The sequence below is a fragment of the Micromonospora sp. CNZ297 genome (assembly GCF_007827625.1).
The window spans coordinates 160,837-179,834 of sequence record NZ_VISU01000012.1; the positions used below are offsets into that span (position 1 = coordinate 160,837).

The 18,998-nt window shown below is 74.5% G+C and carries 20 protein-coding genes; 5 read left to right on the forward strand and 15 right to left on the reverse strand.

From position 1 onward, the window contains the following. Positions 1-37 precede the first annotated feature (37 nt). Positions 38-1,951, forward strand: a complete 1,914-nt coding sequence (locus FB454_RS21510; protein WP_145823349.1) for a beta-propeller domain-containing protein — start codon at positions 38-40, stop codon at positions 1,949-1,951. Between the two features lie 51 nt (positions 1,952-2,002). On the opposite strand, the gene FB454_RS21515 is transcribed toward FB454_RS21510, so the two are convergent. The 9 genes from FB454_RS21515 to FB454_RS21555 form a co-directional block, all read right to left on the reverse strand. Next, positions 2,003-2,617 (reverse strand): hypothetical protein, encoded by a 615-nt coding sequence (locus FB454_RS21515; RefSeq protein ID WP_145823350.1) that lies wholly within the window; start codon positions 2,615-2,617, stop codon positions 2,003-2,005. Further along, entirely contained in the window at positions 2,614-3,963 is a 1,350-nt protein-coding gene (locus FB454_RS21520; protein ID WP_145823351.1) for a hypothetical protein, read from the reverse strand. The genes FB454_RS21515 and FB454_RS21520 overlap by 4 nt, the downstream gene beginning before the upstream one ends. Beyond that, entirely contained in the window at positions 3,963-4,757 is a 795-nt protein-coding gene (locus tag FB454_RS21525; protein WP_120570014.1) for an ABC transporter ATP-binding protein, read from the reverse strand. The genes FB454_RS21520 and FB454_RS21525 overlap by 1 nt, the downstream gene beginning before the upstream one ends. Positions 4,758-4,830: 73 nt before the next feature. Beyond that, positions 4,831-5,643 carry a zf-HC2 domain-containing protein gene (locus FB454_RS21530; RefSeq protein WP_145823352.1) on the reverse strand — a complete coding sequence of 271 codons (813 nt, stop codon included), beginning with the start codon at positions 5,641-5,643 and terminating at the stop codon, positions 4,831-4,833. Then, positions 5,640-6,224 carry an RNA polymerase sigma factor gene (locus FB454_RS21535; RefSeq protein ID WP_145823353.1) on the reverse strand — a complete coding sequence of 195 codons (585 nt, stop codon included), beginning with the start codon at positions 6,222-6,224 and terminating at the stop codon, positions 5,640-5,642. Before FB454_RS21535 ends, FB454_RS21530 begins: the two co-directional genes overlap by 4 nt. Before the next feature lie 64 nt (positions 6,225-6,288). Beyond that, positions 6,289-7,455, reverse strand: coding sequence for an SGNH/GDSL hydrolase family protein (locus tag FB454_RS21540; RefSeq protein WP_145823354.1), 1,167 nt, complete (start codon positions 7,453-7,455; stop codon positions 6,289-6,291). A gap of 74 nt (positions 7,456-7,529) precedes the next feature. Next, positions 7,530-8,369 carry a sugar phosphate isomerase/epimerase family protein gene (locus FB454_RS21545; RefSeq protein WP_145823355.1) on the reverse strand — a complete coding sequence of 280 codons (840 nt, stop codon included), beginning with the start codon at positions 8,367-8,369 and terminating at the stop codon, positions 7,530-7,532. Continuing rightward, complete coding sequence (locus tag FB454_RS21550) at positions 8,366-9,529, reverse strand: dihydrodipicolinate synthase family protein (protein ID WP_145823356.1); 1,164 nt, start codon at positions 9,527-9,529, stop codon at positions 8,366-8,368. Before FB454_RS21550 ends, FB454_RS21545 begins: the two co-directional genes overlap by 4 nt. Then, positions 9,526-10,677 (reverse strand): Gfo/Idh/MocA family protein, encoded by a 1,152-nt coding sequence (locus tag FB454_RS21555; protein WP_145823357.1) that lies wholly within the window; start codon positions 10,675-10,677, stop codon positions 9,526-9,528. The genes FB454_RS21550 and FB454_RS21555 overlap by 4 nt, the downstream gene beginning before the upstream one ends. 103 nt (positions 10,678-10,780) lie before the next feature. Between FB454_RS21555 and FB454_RS21560 the strand changes: the two genes are divergently transcribed. Both FB454_RS21560 and FB454_RS21565 read left to right on the forward strand, forming a co-directional pair. Further along, the gene (locus FB454_RS21560; protein ID WP_120570007.1) at positions 10,781-11,800 is read left to right on the forward strand and encodes a LacI family DNA-binding transcriptional regulator; all 1,020 of its coding nucleotides are present in this window, start codon (positions 10,781-10,783) and stop codon (positions 11,798-11,800) included. A 39-nt stretch (positions 11,801-11,839) separates the two neighbouring features. After that, positions 11,840-12,349, forward strand: a complete 510-nt coding sequence (locus tag FB454_RS21565) for a pyridoxamine 5'-phosphate oxidase family protein (protein WP_091427041.1) — start codon at positions 11,840-11,842, stop codon at positions 12,347-12,349. A gap of 35 nt (positions 12,350-12,384) precedes the next feature. Here FB454_RS21565 and FB454_RS21570 read toward each other — a convergent pair whose 3' ends face one another. Both FB454_RS21570 and FB454_RS21575 read right to left on the reverse strand, forming a co-directional pair. Then, positions 12,385-13,005, reverse strand: coding sequence for a class I SAM-dependent methyltransferase (locus FB454_RS21570; RefSeq protein WP_145823358.1), 621 nt, complete (start codon positions 13,003-13,005; stop codon positions 12,385-12,387). A gap of 75 nt (positions 13,006-13,080) precedes the next feature. Beyond that, on the reverse strand, positions 13,081-14,022 hold the full coding sequence (locus tag FB454_RS21575) for a sugar phosphate isomerase/epimerase family protein (protein WP_145823359.1): 942 nt from the start codon (positions 14,020-14,022) through the stop codon (positions 13,081-13,083). Positions 14,023-14,169: 147 nt separating this feature from the next. Between FB454_RS21575 and FB454_RS21580 the strand changes: the two genes are divergently transcribed. Continuing rightward, a complete protein-coding gene (locus FB454_RS21580; protein ID WP_013286202.1) occupies positions 14,170-14,583 on the forward strand; it encodes an NUDIX hydrolase in 414 nt (137 codons plus the stop codon). Here the strand turns inward: FB454_RS21580 and FB454_RS21585 are convergent. Beyond that, positions 14,580-15,470 carry an arginase family protein gene (locus FB454_RS21585; protein ID WP_145823360.1) on the reverse strand — a complete coding sequence of 297 codons (891 nt, stop codon included), beginning with the start codon at positions 15,468-15,470 and terminating at the stop codon, positions 14,580-14,582. The two genes, FB454_RS21580 and FB454_RS21585, sit on opposite strands and share 4 nt — an antisense overlap. Positions 15,471-15,506: 36 nt before the next feature. Beyond that, positions 15,507-16,238, reverse strand: coding sequence for a class I SAM-dependent methyltransferase (locus tag FB454_RS21590; protein WP_145823361.1), 732 nt, complete (start codon positions 16,236-16,238; stop codon positions 15,507-15,509). Between the two features lie 79 nt (positions 16,239-16,317). Here FB454_RS21590 and FB454_RS21595 point away from each other — a divergent pair, with 79 nt between their 5' ends. Continuing rightward, positions 16,318-16,785 (forward strand): hypothetical protein, encoded by a 468-nt coding sequence (locus FB454_RS21595; protein ID WP_486485438.1) that lies wholly within the window; start codon positions 16,318-16,320, stop codon positions 16,783-16,785. On the opposite strand, the gene FB454_RS21600 is transcribed toward FB454_RS21595, so the two are convergent. Together FB454_RS21600 and FB454_RS21605 are read right to left on the reverse strand one after the other, a co-directional pair. Continuing rightward, complete coding sequence (locus FB454_RS21600; protein WP_145823362.1) at positions 16,727-17,158, reverse strand: hypothetical protein; 432 nt, start codon at positions 17,156-17,158, stop codon at positions 16,727-16,729. The two genes, FB454_RS21595 and FB454_RS21600, sit on opposite strands and share 59 nt — an antisense overlap. 76 nt (positions 17,159-17,234) lie before the next feature. Beyond that, positions 17,235-18,929, reverse strand: a complete 1,695-nt coding sequence (locus FB454_RS21605; RefSeq protein ID WP_145823363.1) for a DUF6119 family protein — start codon at positions 18,927-18,929, stop codon at positions 17,235-17,237. Between the last annotated feature and the right edge of the window lie 69 nt (positions 18,930-18,998).

Here is an 18,998-nt window from a genome sequence, read left to right on the forward strand (position 1 = left end):
CATGACCCGTCACGGATCCCGGACGTTTGGATGGACGATGGCCGCCGCGCTGGCTCTCGCCGGCTGCACCGCGTCACCGCCGGCCGCCGACCCGCCGCCCACCGGGCGGGTCGTACCGGCCGGCGGGCTGCGGCTGGTGGCTTTCGACGGCTGCGACGAGGCGCTGCGGCAGCTCCGCACGGCCGCGAAGGCGGCGGTCGGCCCGTGGGGTCTCGGCCCGGACGTACGCATGCAGTTCAGCGCGGAACGGGCGGCGGTCGGCGGCGCCGCCAAGGACGCGGCGTCGGCGTCCACGCCCGACTTCTCCGGCACCAACGTGCACGAGGCCGGCGTGGACGAACCGGACCTGGTCAAGACCGACGGGCGGCGGATCGTCACGGTCAGCCGGGGCGTGCTGTCGGTGGTCGATCCGGCGAGCCGCCGCGTGACCGGCCGGCTGGCGCTCGACCCCGATGCCGAGCGGTTCTCCGGCGACGAGGGGAGCCTGCTGCTGCACGGTGACCGGGCGCTCGTGCTGCTGCACGCCGGACGGACCGTCAAGGGCCCCGTACCGGACGGGCAGACGCGCCCGGGCGCGACCCCGCAGGCCCGGCTCGCCCTGGTGGACCTCGCCGGACCGCCCCGGGTGGTGGGGGAGTACCGGATGGACGGTCTCCTGGTCGACGCCCGGCAGTCCGGCGGGACCGCCCGTGTGGTGATCCGGTCCGCGCCCCGGCTCGACTTCCCGTACCCGTCCGGTCGCCGGACCGACGCCCAGCGGATCGCCGCCAACCGGGCGGTCATCGACAAGGCCACGCTCGACGACTGGCTGCCCCGCTACGAGATCCGCGACAGTGTGCGGACCGTCGGCACGGGGCGGGTCGGCTGCGACCGGGTCAACCGTCCGGCCGGATTCTCCGGCGCGTCGATGGTGACGGTGCTCAGCTTCGACCTGGGCGCGGCTGCGCTCGGTGCCGGTGACCCGGTCACCGTGGTCGCCGACGGCGACACCGTCTACAGCAACGGCGCACGCCTCTACGTCGCCAACGACCACCGCTGGCGGATGTGGCGTGGCGGACCGTCCGGGGCACGTGACACCAGCACCGAGATCTACCAGTTCGACACCGCGGCGGGCACGCCACGCTTCGTCGCCGCCGGGTCCGTGCCCGGCTGGCTGATCAACCAGTACGCGCTGTCCGAGTGGGACGGTCACCTCCGGGTGGCGACCACGACGGGTGACACCTGGGGGCGGGGGACGTCCTCGCAGTCCGGCGTCTACGTGCTGCGCGCCGACGGTGCCACGCTGAAGCGGGTCGGCGCGGTGACCGGCCTGGGCAAGGGCGAGCGGATCTTCGCGGTGCGGTTCGTCGGCGGCACCGGGTACGTGGTCACGTTCCGGCAGACCGACCCGCTGTACGGCGTGGACCTGCGCGATCCGGCCGCGCCCCGGGTCACCGGCGAGCTGAAGATCAACGGCTATTCGGCGTACCTGCACCCGGCCGGCGACGGCCGCCTGATCGGGGTCGGGCAGGACGCGACGGACCGGGGACGGGTGACGGGCACCCAGGTGTCGCTGTTCGACGTGGCCGACCCGGCCCGTCCGGCGCGCATCGCCCAGCACCACGTCCCGGGCGGCTGGTCCGAGGCGGAGCACGACCCGCACGCGTTCCTGTACTGGGAGCCCGAGCGCCTGGTGGTGCTCCCGGTGCGGCAGCCGGGCGTGGTCACCGACCGCGCCGACGGCACCAGGCGCCCGCCGTCCGGCGGTGTGCTGGCGCTGCGCATCGGCGACAAGGGCTTCACAGCGGCCGGTGCCGTCGACCACCCGGGCGTCCTGGCCGACGGCGGCGAGTGGGCGCCGATCCGCCGTTCGCTGATGATCGACGGTGTGCTCTGGACGGTCTCCGACGCCGGTCTCAAGGCGACCGCCCTGTCCGGCATGACCACCCTCGCCTGGGTGCCGCTGACCTGACGCTGACCGGACCTCGCCGCGCGCTGTGGGCGCGCGACGAGGTCCGGCACGTCACTGTTCCAGCGCCGCCTCGGCGGCCGCGACCTGCGGTCCCACCCGCAGCGCGTACGCGACGACGCCGCCGAGGAGGAACGTCGTGGCGGTGACGGCGGCGATCCGGTTGCCCGGTTCCTGCGCCATCCACAGCGCGACCTGCCGCCACTCCGGTCCGCCCGGTGCGGCCAGGAAAGCCCCCAGCGCGGCCCAGGCGGTCGGCACCTGCCAGGCGGCCCGCGCGCCGGCGAGCGCGGCCCCGAGTCCGACCAGCCCGGTCAGCCCGGCCGTGTTGCGGGCCAGCACGGACAGCGGCCCGAAGTCGGCGCCGAGCATGCGGGCGGCGGCCAGCAGCCCGACCACCACCGCGCCGTACGCGAGCAGGTGCCCGGCCCGGCGCGGCGCCCACTGCCACGCGGCGGTCCGCTCCAGCGCCGGGTCGGTGCCGGCGAGCGTCGGCCCGAGCGGTGCCACCGCCATCGCGGTGGTGAGCACGGCGAGGCCGGCCGGCACCTCGGGGCGGTCGGTGAAGGCGGACCAGGAGGCGGTCATCACCGCGACGGCGACTGCCGATCCGGCCAGGGCGGCGGGTAGCCGGCGGGACCGCACGTACAGCGGCAGCCAGCGGGTCACGGCGCGGCCCGGCCGGTGAGCGCCGGCATCAGGTCCGGCTCGCACCGCGCGGCCGCGTCCCGCAGCGCGGTGACCCGCCGCAACTGCTCCGGCTCGGGCAGCGCGCGCAGTTGCCGCACCCCGGCCCGGATCTCCTCCTGCTGCTCGTCGGCGTACCGGTATCCGGTCCAGGAGTCCCACAGCCGCACGGTGTCGGTGTCCAGCAGCCAGGCCGCGACGATCGCCGGGGCGATGTCGTCGCCGCTGCGCCCGCAGCCGGACCACCGGGTGCCGCCGCCCATGGCGATGCGCTCGGCCACGTCCGCGGCCCGGCCGGTGTCCGGATCGACCTCCAGGTGGAACTGCACGGTGCCGGGTGCGGGCCGGGGCCGGTGCCACTGCTCGCTGTCGTTGCTGCCGATGGTGTCCAGCCGAAGCTCCACCGCGCGGGTCGGTGCGTCCGGCAGCTTCGCCAGCGCGCGCAGCCCTCGGCGGGCCTCGGTGGTGACCTCGGGCAGCAGGTGCGCGTTGACGGCGGTGACGCACACCTGCGGCGTGCCGTCGGCGCAGACGTAGCGGCGCGCTCCCGGGTCGAGCTGCCAGATCCCGGCCGGGCCGGGCACGCCGATCAGCACGAGACCCGCCACGCCGCCGGCGAGCCCCGCGAGCGCGCCGGCCCGGGTCAGCCACGACCCGCCCGCCGCCAGGAGCAGGCCGGCGAGCACCAGCCCGGCCCCCAGCGCCAGCCGGCTCAGCAGCAGCCGGTCCGACAGCGTCTCCCAGGGCGTGTCCGGCGGCCAGTTGATCATGAGGGACACGTTCGACACCTTGCTGTCCGCACCCGCGAGCATGGACGTGCCCTCCTGCGCGACCAACGCGGCGGCGGCCAGCAGCGGGGGCAGCAGCGGTGAGGACCACAGGCGCCCGACGGCCGTGCCGCACCAGGCCGCGCCGACGAGCACCAGCACGTCGACCAGGGGCCCGGCGAGCCCGCGTACGCCGACGTAGGCGCCGCCGGTGGCGACCAGCGCCGCACCGCCGGCGAGCACGAGCAGATGCGCGGCCGCGACGGCGACGCCGAGCGCGGTCATCGCCGGCAGCGTGCGCTGCCAGCGGGGCCGGCCGGTGCTGTTCATCAGCTCGTCGGCGCGGGTGCGCCGGTCCCGGCGGCCGAGCACCGCGCCGCCGGCCAGCGCCAGGGGCATCAGGAGGAACATGGCCGAGGAGTGCACGTAGCCCAGCCGCAGCCACTGTCCCTGCCAGAAGCTGTACATGCTGGCGACGCCGAGGATCCCGATGACGAGGAGCAGCACCGCCACGGCCGGCGCGTTCGAGCGGCGCAGTTCGATACGTACCTGTCGGATCATCACGCGCCCCGGTGCTGCTGGAGGAGGTACGAGTAGCCGCGCTCCGCGGCGCTGTCGCCGACGCCGCCGGTCTCGCCGTGGCGGACCAGGTCGGCGGGCAGGCCCTGGAACACGCGGGCGCCGTCGTCCATCAGGATGACGTCGGAGCAGGCCGCCACCACGTCCTCCACCAGGTGGGTCGAGACCAGCACGCACGCGTCCGCGCCGAGTTCGCGGATCAGCTCGCGGAACTGCACCCGCTGCTCCGGGTCCAGGCCGACAGTCGGTTCGTCGAGCAGCAGCAGCTCCGGTTCGTTCACGATCGCCTGGGCGATGCCGGCCCGGCGCAGCATGCCGCCGGACAGCGACTTGAGCTTGGCGTCGGCCCGGTCGGTGAGGCGTACCCGGTCGATTGCCCGCTGGGCGGCGCCCGGCACCGCGGAGGCGGGCATCTCCCGCAGCCAGGCCACGTACTCGACGTACTCCCGGACCGTGAACCGGGGGTAGTAGCCGAACTGCTGCGGCAGGTAGCCGAGGCGGCGGCGCACCGGGCGCAGCTCACGGGTCGTGGCGGCGTCCGCGCCGAGCAGCCGCAGCACGCCGGCGTGCGGCTTGACCACAGTGGCGAGCGCGCGCATCAGCGTGCTCTTGCCGGCGCCGTTCGGGCCGAGCAGCCCGTGCACGCCGGTGCCGAGCGTCAGGCCGAGGTTGTCGACGGCCAGGTGCCGCCCGGCCTTCACCGACAGTCCCACCGCCTCGATCCGCCAGGCGTGCCGGGTCGGCGCCACCTCGTCGGCGCTCACTGCGCGTACCAATGTCGTCTCCTTCTCGGGGCAGGGTGGTCCGCGGCGCCGTCGGGGCGCCGTGGCGTGGTTCCGGGGGCCGGCGTCAGCCGGCGGGCCGCCGCAGGTGTTCGGCGCGCAGCGCGGTCAGCAGAGTGAGCACGACGGCGGCCGCCGCCCAGGCGGGCATGGTGGCGGGCCGGAGCAGGGCGTCGGTCGCGGCGGCGGCGCGGGCCGCGTCGGCGCCGCCGATGACCGACACGGCCGCGACCGCCGCGAGCCAGCCGCCGCCGAGGACGGCGGCCGCGAGCGGCACGCCGACGCGGCTGCCGAGCAGCAGTGTCGCCGCGGTGAACGTCAGGCAGGGCAGCAGCCACAGCGCGGGGTTGCGGCCGACCGCCAGCCCGGCCACCGCGAGCACCGGCGCCACCAGGAGCAGAACCGCGAGGGTACGGCGCAGCAGCAGTTCCAGCCCGGCGCGTGCGGTGCCGGCGACCACCTCCCAGTTCGGGTTGGCGCGTCGCGACCAGGCCACCGCGAGCCCGGCCAGCGGCGCCACCGGCGCCAGCAGCAGCACCGCCGACGGCTGGTCCGGGTAGTTGCGGTCCAGCAGCACCGCGGCGAGGACCGCCGTGCAGGTCATGGCCGCCCAGGCCAGCAGCGACCAGTCGGTCCAGCGCAGCCACCACCGCCGCAGCGGACGCCGGCGCACCGGCCGTGGCCCGGTGCGGGCCTGTTCCAGGATCGCCTCCCGGGTGTCGCCGAGCAGGGCACGCAGCGGCGGGGCGGCCAGCTCGCCGAGCCGGTCCCGGCACTCGGCGCAGCCCTCCAGGTGCACCTCGATCGTCCAGGCGGCGGCGTCGTCGGGGCTGCCCGCGGCGTACGCGGTCAGGGCCGAGGGGGGAACGTGAGCGGTCATGCCAGCGCCTCCCGTAGCGCGTTGCGGGCACGCCGCGCCCGGCTCTTCACGGTGCCTTCCGGCACCCCCAGCAGGACGGAGGTCTCCCGGACGGTCAGCCCGTCCAGGACCATCGCGGCGAGCACCGCCCGCAGCTCCGGTGCGAGGGCGTCCAGCGCGGCGCCCACCTCCGAGCCGAGCGACCCGGCGAGCGCCTCGTCCTCGGCGGCCGGCGCGCTGCGTACCGGCAGCACGTCGGTCGGCACCTCCTGCACCCGGGCGCGGCGGCGCAGCGCGTCGACCAGGCGCCGGGCCGCGATGGTCCAGATCCAGCCGGCGGCCGAGCCACCCGGCGCGTCCGCGCCGCCGGAGGGCCGGATCCCGCTGAACGAGCCGGCGGCCCGCCACACCGTCAGGTACGTGTCCTGGAGGACCTCGGCGACGATGCCGTCGTCGGCGCACCGCCGCCGCAGCCGGATCGCGAGCCACGGCGACGTACGCCGGTACAGCTCGTCGAACGCGTCCAGGTCGGCGCGCGCGATCCGCCGCAGCAGCCGCTCCTCGTCCTGTTGGCTTCCTCCCACGCCTAGATGGTCGTTCACGGCACCTCCGACGGATCACGGCGCGGCGTGACCTGGGTCACACCGCGCCGTGGGTGGGTGTCCGTCACTCCGGTGCGGCGAACGGTCCCTTCGGTCCGAACGCCAGCGCGGCGAACCGCTCGCCGATGCGGCGGTCGGCGGCCGGGTCGGGGTGCAGCTCGTCGGGCAGCGGCAGTTCGGCGTAGTCGGCCTCGCCGTACAGCTCCAGGCCGTCGAGGTAGTGCAGGTTCGGGTCCGCCGCGGACCGGGACGCCACGATCCGGGCCAGCTCGGCGCGGATGACGCGCAGCGTGAGCCGGCCGGACGCCACCTCGGCCGGGTCGCCGGTGGCCCGGAACCGCACCCGCCCGTCGACGAACTCGACCGCGCCCGGGCCGGGCGTGTCCTCCTGGATCGGGCACAGGATCGACGACACGACCAGCAGCGGGGTGTCCGGGTGCCCCTCCCGGAGGGTGTCCAGGAAGCCGTGCACGGCGGGGCCGAACGCGCGCAGCCGCATCAGGTCGCTGTTCACCACGTTGATGCCGATCTTGACGCTGATCAGGTCGGCCGGGGTGTCCCGCATCGCGCGCGCGGTGAACGGGTCGAGCAGCGCGCTGCCGCTGAACCCGAGGTTGACCAGCTCCACGCCGGCGAGCGTGGCGGCGATCGCCGGCCAGGTGCCGGTGGGGCTCTCCGCGTCCGAGCCGTGGCTGATCGAGCTGCCGTGGTGCAGCCACACCCGGCGGCCACCCGTGTCGGCCGGCTCGACCGGCGCGTCCGTGCGCAGCGCCACCAGCTCGGTGATCTCCCGGTGCGGCAGCCAGATCACCACCTCCTTGTCGGCGGCGGGCAGGTCGGTGAAGCGCACCGTGCCGACCGGACCGGCCTCGACGCCGGACGTGCCGGTGGCGAGGTCGATGGTGAGCACCTTGCCGCCGTCGGCGGTGGCCTGACCGGCGAGGCGGCCGTCGACGACCAGGTCGTAGCGGCCGTCGGGTCGCGGCCCGGTGCCCCGGTAGACCATCTTCGTGGGCAGCACGTCCAGCTCGACTGTGGTGGCGCGGGTACGGAACACCAGCCGTACGCCCGAGGGCATCGCCTCCGCCGTCATCAGCTGCGGGTCGACGTTCTGTGCCCGGGCCCACGCGGGCAGCCGGTGCGGCAGCACGCCGTCCGCTGTGTGTTCCAGGTCGAGCGCGCCGCGCAGCAGGTCGGAGGTGATCGGAGTGGTGATGAGCGGTGATGCCATGATCCCGATCCTGCCCCCGGAGCCGGGGGAGCGGCCACCTGATTCATCCGACAGGCCGGACTCGTCACGCTGGGTCAGTCGGCGAGCACCCGATCCACGTACCGGGCGGTCATGGTGGCGAGGACCCGGTCCGGGTCGGTGTCCCACACCTCGGCGTTGAAGATCTCCACCTCGATGTCGCCGGAGTACCCGGCGGCCTCCACCGCGCGGCGCAGCGGCGGGAAGTCGATGTGCCCGTCGCCCATCATGCCGCGCCCGAGCAGCACGTCGGCCGGCAGCGGGGTGAGGAAGTCGCACACCTGGAAGCTCGCGATCCGCGTTCCGGCGCGGGCGATCTGCCGCCACACGTCCGGATCCCACCAGACGTGGAACGTGTCCACCACGACGCCGACCTGCTCGGCCGGGAACGCCTCGGCCAGGTCGAGCGCCTGCCCGAGCGTGGACAGCACCGCCCGGTCGGCGCAGTACATCGGGTGCAGCGGCTCCAGCGCGAGCCGTACCCCGCGCTCGGCGGCGTACGGCGCCAGCTCGGCCAGCGCGTCGGCGACCCGCCGCCGGGCACCGGGCAGGTCGCGGGAGCCGGGCGGCAGGCCGCCGACGACCAGCACCAGGCAGGCGGCACGCAGCGCGGCGGCCTCGTCGATGGCGCGCCGGTTGTCCGCCAGAGCCTCGATCCGTCCGGCCTCGTCGGCGGCGGTGAGGAACCCGCCCCGGCACAGCGACGACACCCGCAGCCCGGCGTCGGTGACGAGCCGCGCGGCGGCCGGTACGCCGACCTCGGCCACCGGCTCGCGCCACAGCCCGATCGCCGGGATGCCGGCGCGTACACAACCGTCGACCGCCTCGGCCACCGACCAGCGTTGCGTGGTGCGCTGGTTGAGCGACAGCCGCGCCAGCCGTGGGTCGGCGGTCATCCGGCCACGCCCGCGACGTCGAGGTACGCGCGCATCCGCCGCGCCGCCAGGCCGGGGTCGCGCAGCAGCCCGGCGGCGTCGGCCAGCCGGAACACCTCGACCAGGTGCGGTACGCCGCGCCCGCCGTGCAGACCGCCGACCATGGTGAAGCCCGGCTGCCGCCCGTTCAGCCAGGACAGGAACGCGATGCCGGTCTTGTAGTACGGCGTGGGCGGGGCGAACAGGTGCCGGGACAGCGGCACCGTCGGGTCGAGGACGGCGCGGAACCCGGCCGGGTCGTCCGCGTCGAGGCGTGCCAGCGCGGCCGACGCGGCCGGGGCGATCGCCGCGAACGCGCCGAGCAGGGCGTGGCTGAACCGCTTCCCGTCGCCCTCGATCAGCTCCGGGTAGTGGTAGTCGTCGCCGGTGTAGACCTTCACGGCCGGCGGCAGCAGCTCCCGCAGCCGCACCTCCCGGCCCGCGTCGAGCAGCGACACCTTCACGCCGTCGACCAGGTCGGCGTGGGCGTGCACCAGCGCCGCGAACGTCGCGGTGGCCTCGTCCAGGTCGGTCGAACCCCAGTAGCCGGACAGCGCCGGGTCGAACATGTCGCCGAGCCAGTGCAGCACCACGGGCGCGCCTGCCTCCCGCAGCACCCGTTCGTAGACGCGCAGGTAGTCCTCCGGGCCGGTGGCGAGCGCGGCGAGGTGCCGGCTGGCCATCAGCACCGGCGTGGCACCGCACTCCTGGACCACTGTGACCTGCTCGGCGTACGCGGCGACCACATGGTCGAGCGTGGCGGGCGGGCCGGTGAGCTGGTCGGTGCCGGCCCCGGCCACGATGCGCCCGCCGCAGGCGGCGGCCTCGGCGGCGCTGCGCCGGATCAGCTCGCGGGTGGCCGCCCAGTCCAGCCCCATTCCGCGCTGCGCCGTGTCCATCGCCTCGGCCACACCCAGGCCCCACGACCACAGGTCGCGCCGCACCGCGAGCGTCGCGTCCCAGTCCAGCCGCGCCGGGCGGCCGGGGGAGTTGTCGGCGTACGGGTCGGCGACGACGTGCGCCGCCGCGTACGCGATCCGGCCGGCCGGCGGCGCGGACGGCCGGTGCCAGGCGGGCGGTTCCCGCAGCGTCAGCTTCTCGGTGCCACCGCCCGGAACCGGCAGCGTGATCCGCGTGCTCACCGGGGGATCTCCTCGATCGGCACCCGCCGCCCCTCCCGCGCCGAGCGCAGCCCGGCCTCGGCCAGTTGCACGCCCCGGGCGCCGGCGAGGAAGTCCCACGGGAACGGTTCGTCGTCGACGACGTGCCGCAGGAACGCCTCCCACTGCACCTTGAACGCGTTGTCGTGCTCGCCGTTGTCCGGCACGGTCTGCCACTGCGCGCGGAACGGCTCGGTGGCGGGCAGGTCGGGGTTCCACACCGGCATCGGGGTGGCGCCCCGGTGCTGGATGCGGCAGTCGCGCAGCCCGGCGACTGCGCTGCCGTGCGTGCCGTCGACCTGGAACTCGACCAGCTCGTCCCGGTGCACGCGGACCGCCCAGGAGGAGTTGACCTGCGCGATGATGCCGCCGGCCAGCTCGAAGATGCCGTACGCGGCGTCGTCGGCGGTGGCCCGGTAGCGGGCGCCGGTCTCGTCGACGCGCTCGGGGATGTGGGTGGCGGTGACGGCGGTGACGGCGGTGACCGGGGCGATGATCTGCTCCAGCACGTAGTGCCAGTGCGGGAACATGTCCAGCGTGATGCCGCCGCCGTCCTCGGCGCGGTAGTTCCAGCTCGGGCGCTGCGCGGCCTGCCAGTCGCCCTCGAACACCCAGTAGCCGAACTCGCCGCGCACGGACAGGATCCGGCCGAAGAAGCCGCCGTCCACGAGCCGCTTGAGCTTGCGCAGGCCGGGCAGGAACAGCTTGTCCTGCACGACGCCGTTGCGGACGCCCCTGGCGGCGGCGAGCCGGGCCAGCTCCAGCGAGGCGAGGAACCCCTCGGCGAGCGGCTTCTCGGTGTAGACGTGCTTGCCGGCCTCGATCGCCGCCCGGATCGCCTTCTCCCGTGCGGTGGTCACCTGCGCGTCGAAGTAGATCCGGTGGGCGTCGTCGGCGAGCGCCGCGTCCAGGTCGGTGGTGTAGGCCGACAGCCCGTGCCGCTCGGCGATCTCGGCGAGCCGGTTCTCGTCGCGGCCGACCAGGGTCAGCTCGGGCCAGATGCGGCTGCCGTCGCGGGCCGGGACGCCGCCCTGTTCGCGGATGGCGAGCAGGGACCGGACGAGGTGCTGCCGGTAGCCCATCCGTCCGGTGACCCCGTTGAGGATGATGCCGACGGACGTGCGTTCCACTGGGCCTCCCCGCAGGTGAATGCGCTTTCAGTAAGCGCTTTCAGGGTGCTACCGTAGCCACGCCGGAACACCGGGTCAAGACGTTCCGCAGGGAGACGCATCGATGTCGCACGTGACGCTGGAAGACGTGGCCAGGGCGGCCGACGTATCCCTGGCCACCGCCTCCCGGGCGCTCAACGGGCGGCGCGTCACCCCGCACCTGCACGACCGCGTCCTGGCCGCCGCCGCGCGCCTCGCGTACACCCCGAACGCCCACGCCCGCGCGCTGGCCGGCGCGTCCCGCCGCAGCGTCGGCGTCGTCTGCCACGACGTCACCGACCCCTACTTCGCCGCCGTCGCCGGCGGTGTCATGCGCGTCGCCGCCGACAACGACCTGCTGGTCATGCTCGCCAGCACGTTCCGCGACCCGGAACGCGAGATCGCGTACGTGTCGATGCTGCGCGCCGAACGCGCCCCGGCCATCCTGCTCATCGGCTCCGGATTCGAGGACCCCCGCTGGGAGCGGGCCATGGCCGCCGAGCTGGCGCCCTACCTCGACGGCGGCGGCCGGGTCGCGGTGGTCAGCCGGCACCGCACCCTGAAGGTCGACAGCGTCCTGCCGGAGAACCGGGCCGGCGCCGCCGAGCTGGCCCGCGCGCTGCTCGGCCTGGGGCACCGCCGCTTCGCGGTGCTCTCCGGCCCGCCCGAGCTGACCACTGTCGCCGACCGGCTCGGCGGGTTCCGCGACGAGCTGACCGCCGCCGGCGTGACGCTCGACCCGGGCGCGGTGGCCGAGGCGGCGTTCACCCGCGACGGCGGCTACCGGGCGATGACCGAGCTGCTCGACCGCGGGCTCGACGCCACCTGCGTGTTCGCATGCACCGACGTGATGGCCGTCGGCGCGTACGCGGCGCTGCGCGACCGCGGGCTGTCGGTGCCCGGCGACGTCTCGGTCGCCGGCTTCGACGACATCCCGGTCGTACGCGACCTCACCCCGCCGCTGACCACAGTGGCGCTGCCGCTGCACCGGCTCGGCGAGGAGGCGATGAAGCTGGCCCTGACCGAGAACACCGCTCGCCGCCGCCGGATCGTGCGGCTGCCCGGCGAGGTGGTGCTGCGGGCCAGCACGGCCCCGGTCGCCTGAGCCCGGCCGGTAGGGTGCCGTCATGAACGAGGACGCACCGTGCCGCTGACGAACCCCTGGCTGACCGGACCGACGCCGACGAGGAAGCTGGACCGGGACCGCCTCGCCGAACGCATCCTCAACCTGCTGTCGTCGCAGAACATGTGCGTGCTCGCCACCGCCGGGCCGGACGGGCCGCTCGCCACGCCGGTGCGCTACTACCCGCTCGACTTCACGCTGATGTTCACCGCCGCGCCGCGCTCACCGAAGATGCGCAACATCGCCGCCGACCCGCGGGTGTCGGTCGGCGTCTTCGCGCCGCTGGTCGGGCTGGCCAGCAGCCGCGGCGCCCAGGTGTTCGGCACCGCCCGGGTACTCGGCCCGGAGCACCCCGACCGGGCCCGCCACTGGGCCGCGTTCCGCTGGGAGAACGAACACGCCGAGCGGGGCCGGTCGCTGTCCGAGCCGCCCGAGGACCCTCTCGTGGTGATCGAGGCCGACCGGATCGTCTACACCGAACACTGGCTGCGCCGCGAGGGCTACGCCCCACGCCAGCACTGGCGTCGCTGACGCCGCTCACCGTTCGCCGGTTCCACCCAGGCGCGCTAGGGACCGGCGGGGGAGCGGGTGGCGTGGAGCAGGTTGCCGGCCAGGCGCAGGTCCGCGCCTCCGACCCGGGCGAGCACGTCGATCCGCTCGACATCGACGTGCGTCCAGAGCGGGTCGGGGAAGGCCCCGCGCAGCGTGTCCGCGTCCAGGCCCCAGCCCTGGCCCGCCTCCGGCGACACCGCCAGGACGAACACCGCACCGCCGGGCGCGGTCAGCCGTGGCAGCAGCGCCAGGTAGTCGCGTACGGCGGCGCCCCGCCGGTCCAGCGAGTGCAGCAGCCCGGAGTCGAACACCGAGTCGTACGGCACCGGCGGCACCGGGATCGCCGTCGCGTCGCACACCTCGAAGCGCACCGGCAGGCCCGCCGCTGACGCCTTGGCCCGGGCCTGGTCGATCGCCACCGGCGAGATGTCGACGCCTGTCACGTCGTGTCCGCGGCGGGCCAGCGCGAGCGCCAGCTCACCGGTGCCGCAACCGACGTCGAGCACGCGCGGGCCGCGTACCCCGGTGTCGAGGACCTCGGCGAGCGCCGGCTGCGGCCCGCCGATCTCCCACGGCGGCCGGTCGGCGTCGCGGTAGAGGCGGTCGTAGTGGACGTCGTCCGGCTCGTCGGTCATCGCGTACCCCCTCGGTCGGTGCCGCCCCACCCCCGAGCGTGTCACGTCCGGCGGCGATCAGTGCCCCGCCGGAGGTCAGAACCGCAGGCGGCGCAGGTAGCGGTAGCCGACGGCGGCGGTCTGCTGCGGCGTCACATCCGGGGTGTCGTTCTCCACGATGTACTCCATGACCTGGTGCCCCCGGAAGATCCGCGCGAAGTCGATCATCCCGGTGCCCAGGTCGGCCATGTCGCCGGTGGCCGGGTCGCGGTCCTTGACGTGGTACTGCAACACCCGCTGCGGCGCCGAGCGGATCACGTCGAGCGTGAAGCCCTCCGGGTCGTCGACGCCCTCGCCGGAGTTGATGCCGCCGGTGACCGCCCAGTAGATGTCGATCTCCAGGTGCACCAGGCGCGGGTCGAGTTCCTCGGTCAGCACGTCCCACGGCCGCCGGCCGTTGCCGAAGTCGATGGTGAACTCGTGCGCGTGGTTGTGGTAGCCGTACCGCAGGCCCGCCTTGCGCGCCGCGGCGGCCTCGACGTTCATCTGCTCCGCCCAGCGCTTCCAGTCGTCCTCGCGGTCGGAGTTCAGGTACGGCACCACCATGAACCGCTGGCCCAGCGTCCGGGCGTTCGCGATCTTCTCTTCCAGCGCGGCGGCGTCGGCGGCGATGCCGTCGTGGCTGGAGCTGGCCTTGATGCCGATGCCGTCCAGGAAGCGGCGCAGCTCCCGGGCGGTACGGCCGAAGTAGCCGAGCGCCAGCTCGACCCGCGGGTAGCCGATGCGGGCCAGATGCGCCAGCGTCGCGTCGTAGCCGGGCGAGCCGTTGAGCGCGTCGCGGACCGTCCAGAGCTGGAGGCTGATCAGTTCCTTCGGCACCGGGCGCCGGCCGTGATGGTGCCCGCCGGCCTGGGCCGCGGTCGCGCCGAGCCCGGTGGCGAGCCCGATCCCGGCGAGCGCCGCCAGGGAGCCGCGCAGCAGGTCGCGCCGGTCCAGCGACTGCCGTAGCGCGGCGTGTCCGTCATGTCCGTAGCACATGGTCGTACTCCTTATCGCCTGTGCGCCGACGCTACAAAAGCCATGTCGATATGTCTATGGCTTTCGGTGCTTCGAGTCTGACTTTCGATCGGCGCGGCGGAAAGTCGGGGACTGTGCGTCGCCGGTGCCGCGTGGCAGGCTCAGGACGTGGCCGCATACGACGTCGCTCTCGTCCTGCTCGTCGACCCGACCGGCGCGATCCTCATGCAGCACCGCGACGGCAACGCGCCGGTGTCTCCGTACCAGTGGAGCCTGCCCGGCGGCAGCATCGAGCCCGGCGAGACACCGGAGCAGGCCGCCCGGCGCGAGCTGCGCGAGGAGACCGGGCTGACCGCCGGTGAGCTGCACCTGCTGTGGAGCGGCCCCCGCCCGCACGAGGACGGCTTCCCGCACACCGTCACCGTGTACGTCTTCCGCGGCGCCACCGACGCCCGGCAGGAGGACGTGGTGCTCGGCGAGGGACAGGCGATGGTCTTCGTGCCCCGCGACGAGGTGCTCGACCGCGACCTGGCGGTGAGCGCCGCGAAGGTGCTGCCGCTGCACCTCGCGGAAACCGCCTAGCGCCCGGTCAGCGCCCCGGCCAGCACGCCGGCGAACCGGGGGAGCAGCTCGTCGTCGGGCAGATGATCCGGGTTGATCTCGGTCACCGACAACCCGGCGAACCGCGGGCTCGCCACCAGCTCCGCCAGCGTCGCCGCCGCCTCGTCCAGGCTGAGCCCGAACGGCTCCGGCACGTCCGCCAGCGGCGCGTCCACGAAACTCAGCACGTCCACGTCGAAGTGCACCAAGAACCGGTCGGCCGCGCCCTCGGCCACCGACCGGGCCCGGCACGCCGCCGCCCGCGCGTCGGCGTGCACCTCGCCGGCCGGCACGTACGCCAGCCCCAGCTCCGCCACCAGCTCCCGCTCGTGGTCACCACGGGGCAGCGAGTCCCCGTACACCACCACCCGCTCCGGCGGCAGCAGCGGCACCTCGGGCCCGACGCCCGCCACCTCGGGCAGCGTTCCCGGCAGGCCGAGCATGTGCGCAAGCCCCATCGCGTCCAGGTTGCCGTTGGCGCGGGTCTCCGGCGTGTAGAGATCCGGCCCGCCGTCCACGTACACCAGCGCGGGCGACAGCCCGGCCCGCGCGCAACCGGCGACCAGGCCGACAGTCACCGTGCAGTCGCCGCCGAGCACCAGCGGCGCGCGCCCCCGGCCCACCGCCGCCGCGACCCGGTCGGCCACCGCCGAGGCGACGGCGGCCACCGCGCCCGCGTTCTGACCCCTGGGGTACGCGGGATCCGGCCGCCACCGGAAGCCCGGCACGTCACCGGCGTCCTCGACGTCGGCGCCCAGCAGATCGAGCAGGCCGGCGGCGCGCAGGGCGGCGGGTGCGCGCTCGATGCCGGGGGTGTGGGCACCGGCGCTCGACGGCGCTCCGACGACCGTCCACTGACGATGATCCATCGCCCCACCCTAACCTTGCTTGGGCCTGAGCCGGGATCAGCGCAGCACCAGCAGGTCCAGTGCGTCGATCACCGGACCGCTGTCCGCCTGTGCTGCGTCGTGCAACCGCTGGACGCCTGCGGCGTACTCCGCATCGGTGATGAGCTGAAGCGGCGTGTGCGCCTCCCGTCGCAGGCCGGCCGCCGCCTCCCGCAGCGAGGATGCGGTGACCTGCGGGACCTGCTCAACCGCCGCGGTGGCGAAGCCGGCGGCGGCGAAGGCGGCCTCGACGTCGGCGATGCCCGGGTACGTGTCCAGCACGCGGATCGCCTCGGGGAAGTAGTCGAACAGCGTGATCGCCTCGTGCCGTCCGGCGAACGCGGATCGGACGAGTACCGGGGCCCCGGGCCGCAGCACCCGGCGCAGCTCGCGTGCCGTCGCGGCCAGGTCGGGGACGTGGTGGATGACTGTGGACAGCCACGCGCCGTCGACGCTGCCGTCGGCCAGAGGGAGGTGCCCGGCGTCGCCTGCGACGAGCGGCGCGAACGCGCACCGGGCGCGCATCGCCGCCGAAGGCTCGACGGCGACGACCTCGATGCCGGGGAACCAGTCGGTGAACGCGCGCGCCCAGCTGCCGGTCCCGGCACCCAGGTCGAGCAGTCGCATGCCCGGACGCGGGGTGAGATGGCGGGCGACGGCGGCCCGCCAAGCCGTGAGACCGTCGTCGGTGAGGTGCCGGGTCGCGGCGAACGCCTCGGCGTCAACGTCGTGGTACGCGATGCGGGCCATACCCGACAGCCAACTCCCCGGCGGGCCGCCGAGGCAAGACACTGTGGCGGATCGGGCTCGGCTTCGGAGAGGGGGAGGGGTGCGGTATCGGATCCACTTCGAGGCCGAGCTGCCGACGGACGCCGTGCGTGCGTTCCTGCTGACGGAGTACGGCGTCGCGCCGGAGAGCGTGTTCGTCGGGCGGATCGAGGACCGGGCCGTCGACGACCCACGGCCGGTGGCGATGCTCACCCCGCCCGACGCGGACGAGGGATTCGGCTGGATCCTCACCGGTGACACCGAACTGGCCGACGCCACCGGCCTGCGCGAACATGACCTCGCGGTCACCCTCGCCCGCGCGTTCGGCGTACGGGCGCTCGTCGACGACGGCGGCATCCACCCCGACCGGTGGGTGCTGGTAAGCGCCGACGGCAGCAGCGGCCGGGTGCTGACCGACCCCGACGCAGCCGCCGACGGGGACCTGCGGATCGTGCACGCGCTCGAACCGATCAACGGGGAGCCGCAGCTCGCCGTCGTACCGCCACCGGAGTGGGCCCGCGACTGGTGACCCGGCGGGTCCACCGTCCGGTCGCGTACCCGATGCCACCCGTGCGGCGCCGCCGCCTGGCGCCAGTCCTGGCGACGACCGGCGTGGGCACCGCCGTCCACTGGACGGGCAGGCCGTGGCCGGGTGACGGATCGGGTTGCGGGGGACGAATGGTGCCGTGTTCCTCGGCGAGCCGGACGGCGTTGTCGAGGAGGTGCCCGGCCGAGGCGACCCGGCCGTAGTGGGCCGCGGTGAGCGCGAGCGTGACAGCGTCGCCGACGCGCTGGCACTGCGGGCAGGCGGTGTGGAAGGCACACCGGCCCAGCGGAAGGGCGTGGGCGCGCAGGGGAGCGGGGAGCAGGCTCAGGGCATGGCGGAACTCGTCGGGTCGCATCGTTCCTCCTGGGTTGTCGATCGCGCGGCGGCAGGCAGGCGCGCGGTGCGCCGGTCGGGTCCGGGAGCGGTGCCGGTCAGGCGGGCGGGATGGCGACGATCTCGACGTCGACGCCCTCCGTGCGCAGCGTCTTCACCGCCTGGTAGAGCGCGACCTGCGCGAACGTGAACAACGAGTCCACGGTGACGGTGCGGCCGGCACTCAGGGCGATGGCATAGACCACGGTGCGCGGCCGGAAGTCCTCGGGCAGGTCCGGCCCGCCCGGCTGCGCGCGCACCAGGTCGCGGAACTTGTTACGCGCCTGGTTGTCGTAGCGCAACGCATCGAACGACGTGACGCCCTGCGCGAAGAGGTGACTGAGCGGCGAGCTGCCCGATGCCCGCTTGACGTGGATCAGCTCACCGTTCGGCCCGAGCAGGTCGCACGCCTCGATCCCCCGGGGATGCTGCCGGGTGCGGAGGAGCTTCTTGTCCAGCAGCACCAGGCCCGGATGCTTCTTTGCTGCCTCGCGGTTGTAGCAGTCCTCGTTTGCCAGATCCTCCGTCCACGGCGGCAACACGACGCTGGACGGCCGATTCAGGATGCGAGCCACCTCCTGGCGCAGGAACTCGCGGTGGCGGTCGCCGATCTCGTACCACTGACCCTCGTGCAGCAACATGTGGCTGCCACCGACGGCGACCTCGGCGGTTATCCACCGGGACACCGGCGTCGATGTCATCTCCTCGGTACCGGCGGCGTCGGCGTAGAGCGTCAGCGTGCCGTTGCGCAGCCCGGGCCACCGGTCACCGTCGAGGGCGCGGATGGTGTGCGACAGGATGGTCGACAGGTCCAGGTCCGTGGTCAGGGTCGGGCGTTGCCCGGAGCGGGGCACGCGAACCCGGTACGAAGCGACGTGCTCGACGTCGGCCACCAGGCTGCCCGGCACCGCGACGCCGAGATCCGGAGGGTCGGGCAGGCCCAGCCGCCGGTCGAGAACCTCGATCAGCACCGGGTGCCGGGAATCGTTGGGGCGCAGCGGCCGGATCTGCTCGATGAACTCCAGGTCGGCGAGCGGCGACTCCTGCCGGCACACCCGGTCGATCTCCCGCAGATCGGCGAGCAGCCGCCCGGGGGAGACGCCGAGAGGGATGCGCAGCGCATCGCTGCCCTCGACCCTCGCCGCACCGCGCGTACCCTGGCACGCCGTCAGGTTCGGGTTGTCGACGCGGCCGCACACCTGGCCGACGATCTCCCCCCACTTGTCGATGCCGTACCTCCAGATGGGCTGGCCACCCGGAACCAGGCTCCGGTCCACCCGGCCGCTGGCACCCACCACCCGGCGGCGAACGTGGCGGATCCCGTCGGGGTGAAGCGTCCGCACGGCGAAGGAGACACCGAACGTCGGGTCCACCTTCTCCAGCTCGATCATGAACCGGCCCAGGGTGCCGAAGGTCAGGGCGTACGCCCGCTTGTCGACCGCCAGCAGCAGGGCGCCGCCGCCGCTGCTGTAGCCGATTGTCACGTCACTGCCGACCAGGCCGGACAGGACGCCGCACCATTCGGCCCGGTCTCGTGGCGCGCTGCCGTGCACCAGCAGCGCCGGTGCCTCGAGGACCCGGTGCGGGGTGGGCTCGAAGCCGTGCCGCCGCAGGTAGTCCACATTGAGCGCGGAACGTATGCCGTCTTCGGTGGCCGGAACAGTGAGACGGTAGACAGTCGTCGGGTAGATGCCGGACAGCGGCTGCCCGTCGTCGGCCAGCGGTGACTCGTCCGGATTGTTCGCACTGCGCATGTCGATCTCCTCGCGTAGAGAATCGGGCTGGCGGTGGTGCGGCGGAGTGGCGCCGGGGGGCGGGGTTCG

Excerpts from the sequence above, each read along its gene's own strand:
- FB454_RS21510 (WP_145823349.1), top strand. The coding sequence starts at position 38 with ATGGCCGCCGCGCTGGCTCTCGCCGGCTGCACCGCGTCACCGCCGGCC.
- FB454_RS21540 (WP_145823354.1), bottom strand. The coding sequence starts at position 7,455 with ATGGCATCACCGCTCATCACCACTCCGATCACCTCCGACCTGCTGCGC.
- FB454_RS21605 (WP_145823363.1), bottom strand. The coding sequence starts at position 18,929 with ATGCGCAGTGCGAACAATCCGGACGAGTCACCGCTGGCCGACGACGGG.
- FB454_RS21575 (WP_145823359.1), bottom strand. The coding sequence starts at position 14,022 with ATGTGCTACGGACATGACGGACACGCCGCGCTACGGCAGTCGCTGGAC.
- FB454_RS21590 (WP_145823361.1), bottom strand. The coding sequence starts at position 16,238 with ATGGCCCGCATCGCGTACCACGACGTTGACGCCGAGGCGTTCGCCGCG.
- FB454_RS21585 (WP_145823360.1), bottom strand. The coding sequence starts at position 15,470 with ATGGATCATCGTCAGTGGACGGTCGTCGGAGCGCCGTCGAGCGCCGGT.
- FB454_RS21545 (WP_145823355.1), bottom strand. The coding sequence starts at position 8,369 with ATGACCGCCGACCCACGGCTGGCGCGGCTGTCGCTCAACCAGCGCACC.
- FB454_RS21530 (WP_145823352.1), bottom strand. The coding sequence starts at position 5,643 with ATGACCGCTCACGTTCCCCCCTCGGCCCTGACCGCGTACGCCGCGGGC.
- FB454_RS21560 (WP_120570007.1), top strand. The coding sequence starts at position 10,781 with ATGTCGCACGTGACGCTGGAAGACGTGGCCAGGGCGGCCGACGTATCC.
- FB454_RS21600 (WP_145823362.1), bottom strand. The coding sequence starts at position 17,158 with ATGCGACCCGACGAGTTCCGCCATGCCCTGAGCCTGCTCCCCGCTCCC.
- FB454_RS21570 (WP_145823358.1), bottom strand. The coding sequence starts at position 13,005 with ATGACCGACGAGCCGGACGACGTCCACTACGACCGCCTCTACCGCGAC.
- FB454_RS21520 (WP_145823351.1), bottom strand. The coding sequence starts at position 3,963 with ATGATCCGACAGGTACGTATCGAACTGCGCCGCTCGAACGCGCCGGCC.